This is a genomic window from Pedobacter sp. UBA5917, assembly GCF_002432345.1.
Lineage (GTDB): Bacteria > Bacteroidota > Bacteroidia > Sphingobacteriales > Sphingobacteriaceae > Pedobacter.
Genome location: NZ_DJDT01000319.1, coordinates 1 through 2,799, shown reverse-complemented (window position 1 = coordinate 2,799; position 2,799 = coordinate 1). Strand labels below are relative to the sequence as shown.

2 protein-coding genes are annotated in these 2,799 nt (G+C 43.3%); both read right to left on the bottom strand.

The genetic code is table 11. The annotated features are described in order from the left end of the window. Window positions 1–731: sulfatase family protein (locus B2V92_RS22375; RefSeq protein ID WP_293312304.1), on the bottom strand; the 731-nt coding region annotated here is incomplete at its 3' end. A 3-nt stretch (window positions 732–734) separates the two neighbouring features. After that, window positions 735–2,621 (bottom strand): RagB/SusD family nutrient uptake outer membrane protein, encoded by a 1,887-nt coding sequence (locus B2V92_RS22370; protein WP_293312302.1) that lies wholly within the window; start codon window positions 2,619–2,621, stop codon window positions 735–737. Between the last annotated feature and the right edge of the window lie 178 nt (window positions 2,622–2,799).

The following is a 2,799-nucleotide window of genomic DNA, read 5'->3' as shown; positions in this document are numbered from 1 at the left end:
GCATTCCAGTTTATGCTCGGGTAAGTGCGTGCACTTACTTTCTGTTGCTCGCGTACAATCTGCGGCTCATTTACCGGGATTTTCCAGTTGGAAGGCAGTTGCGGACATTGATCAGCAGGAGGAGCATCGTCCAAAAGATCCATTTTTAAAGTTTCGCCCCTCGCCCACTCGCAGATATCGTGCGGATTTAAAAAAGAAGCCACCAGTAAAAAAGGTTTTTCTTTATTTTCTTTAATAAAACGGGCGCAATAAGCAGGTGTACCCGCATCGTTATAATCGAGGAAATTGGTATTCTGAATATATTCAAAACCATGCTGACTGATCTTCGTAGTAGGTACAGGCAAATGCCATTTGCCCACATACCCTGTTTGGTAGCCACCGTTTTTAAAAATCTTGCCCATCATCAACAAACTATCAGACCATTGTCCGTCTTTTTCGGGTACGTTGCCTACAAAACCGGTTTCAAAAGGCATTTTACCACTAAAAATAGCCGACCGCGATGGTGTACATAACGGTTGCGCACAGTAAGCTTTGGTAAAACGCACTCCATTTTGCGCCAGTCTATCCATGGCAGGGGTATGCAGGTCTTTATTGCCTGCAATACTCATCGCCTCTGCAGTTTGCTGATCAGTGATGATTAGCAGTATATTAGGCTTTTGATTGCTTTGTGCAAAGCCTGTTAAAAACAGCGCATTAAAGGCTAAAAACAAGAGGATCAGTATTTTTTTCATTGATTAATATCCAGGGTTTTGAACCAATTTCGGGTTATAATCCCTTTCGCGCTGTGGAATTGGATAAAGTTCATTTTTACCGTCTTTAAAATTGGTTCCGGCGATGTAGGGATAATTGGCGCGGTACGTTTTAAGCGCAGCTTCTGTTGCACGTAATGTTGAACCTAAAATATTCCAGCGCATCAAATCGTACTTCCTTAAGCCCTCAAAACACAGTTCTAATGCACGCTCGTTTTTAACCGCAGTAAAAAAATCGGCTTTATTTAAACCTGCCGCGATCTGTGTATCTGTAATTTCGGCTGTTGCCGTAGCGCCTGTACCTGCCCCACCGGTAATGGTAATGGTTGGTGCAGAGGTATAGTTACTGCCAAAATTGGTTACTTTAATGCCTACTACTGCACCCGCAGTAACTGCTCCGGTTGTTGGGTTTGTTGTTGCACTAATTACCGCTGTAGCCGTAGCGCCCGTTCCACCGCCACCGGTAATGGTTACGGTTGGTGCCGAAGTATAACCGCTGCCCTGTGCGCCTAATTTAATGTTGATGATTTTTTTTCCAAAAACATCAGCCGGAAATGCTCTTTTCCTCACCAGGTTTATGGCATTGTAAGCTTCAGCATTCGGACCTTCGTTGAGTTCGTTTTCAGCTTCTGCACGCATTAGCAATACATCGGCATAACGCAGTATCACATAATTGATATCTGTGTTATTCAAATCTTTTGGTGGTAACGACTGATATTCCCTACGCCATTTTCCGGGTGTAAAATTATTGTCCTGCGCTGCTGGATACTCCAAAAACTGCCCTGTAGCATTAATCTGGTAGGTAGCTACCGAAACATCCCTACGTAAATCGCCGGAGGTATACATATTTCTGAACAATGGTGTGGTTTTCACGTAAGAATTGGTACGTCCGTATGTGCTAATGGCTGCAGATAAAGGTGCATTCCACTGTCCGATTACGCCCGAATTTGCGGTACCTCCGGTAAGGTTGTAAAGTGCCACTTCGAACATACTTTCAAAAGGATCGATCTTTAACTGACATTGGTTTCTGAAAAACTGCTCGAAACTTGGGTTTAACGAATACAAATTGGCATCCATAATGTCTTTGGTCTGTTTCTGTGCAATGGCATAATAATCCCTGTAGTTTGCAGGTCTTTCCATCTGTCCGTTTTGTTGCAGCGCATAACCACCGGCAAATAAAGCCACCCGGGCCAACATGCCTTTCGCCGCCATTTTACTGATGCGCTCATCGGCAGTTTTACCATCCGGCAATAAATCGATCGCCTCAGTCATGTCTTTAATCACCTGTGTATAAATTTCGGTGGTAGTATTTTTTGGCAGGCGCAATTCGTCGCCATCTTTTGTTGGCGTTAATTTTAAAGGCACTCCGCCAAATAAGCGTATCAGCTCTGCATAGTAAAAACCGCGCAGAAACTTGGCTTCGCCCAAATACCTGTTTAAAGTTTTACGCTGGCTGTTATCATTGTAAATGGCCATCTGTGGGATCCGCTCGATCACAAGATTTGCCCTGTTTACACCTTCATAATAAGTTTGCCAGGTTGATTGCATATAAACCGATTCGGCCGTAATTACATAGTGGGCAATTCCACGGAAATCGGTGGTAAGCAGATCCCTCACCTGCGCAATATCATTATCGTTTTCGTACAAAATAGAAGAGTAAAAACCCAGTGTATTGCCGTTGCTCATGCTCTCGTAAACACCTAATGTTGCCAGGTTGGCTTCATCGGCCGTATTGAAGAATTTATCTGCATCGAAAACTGATTTAGGTTCTTCGGTAAGTGTTTTTTTACAGGCCATAAAACCGATCAGCATCATTACTACGGTTAAACATTTAAATAAACCTGTTGTATGGTATGTTAATTTCGTTTTCATAATCAGATTTCGTTACAATGAAACATTTAAACCGGCCACAAAATATCGGCTCCGCGGATAACCGCCAAAGTCGACACCGGGTGTTAAACCGCCTGTTTTATTAGTACTCACTTCCGGATCGTAACCCGAGTAGTTATCAAATACCTGCAGGTTATAACCGGTAACATATACCCTCACA

Excerpts from the sequence above, each read along its gene's own strand:
- B2V92_RS22370 (WP_293312302.1), bottom strand. The coding sequence starts at position 2,621 with ATGAAAACGAAATTAACATACCATACAACAGGTTTATTTAAATGTTTA.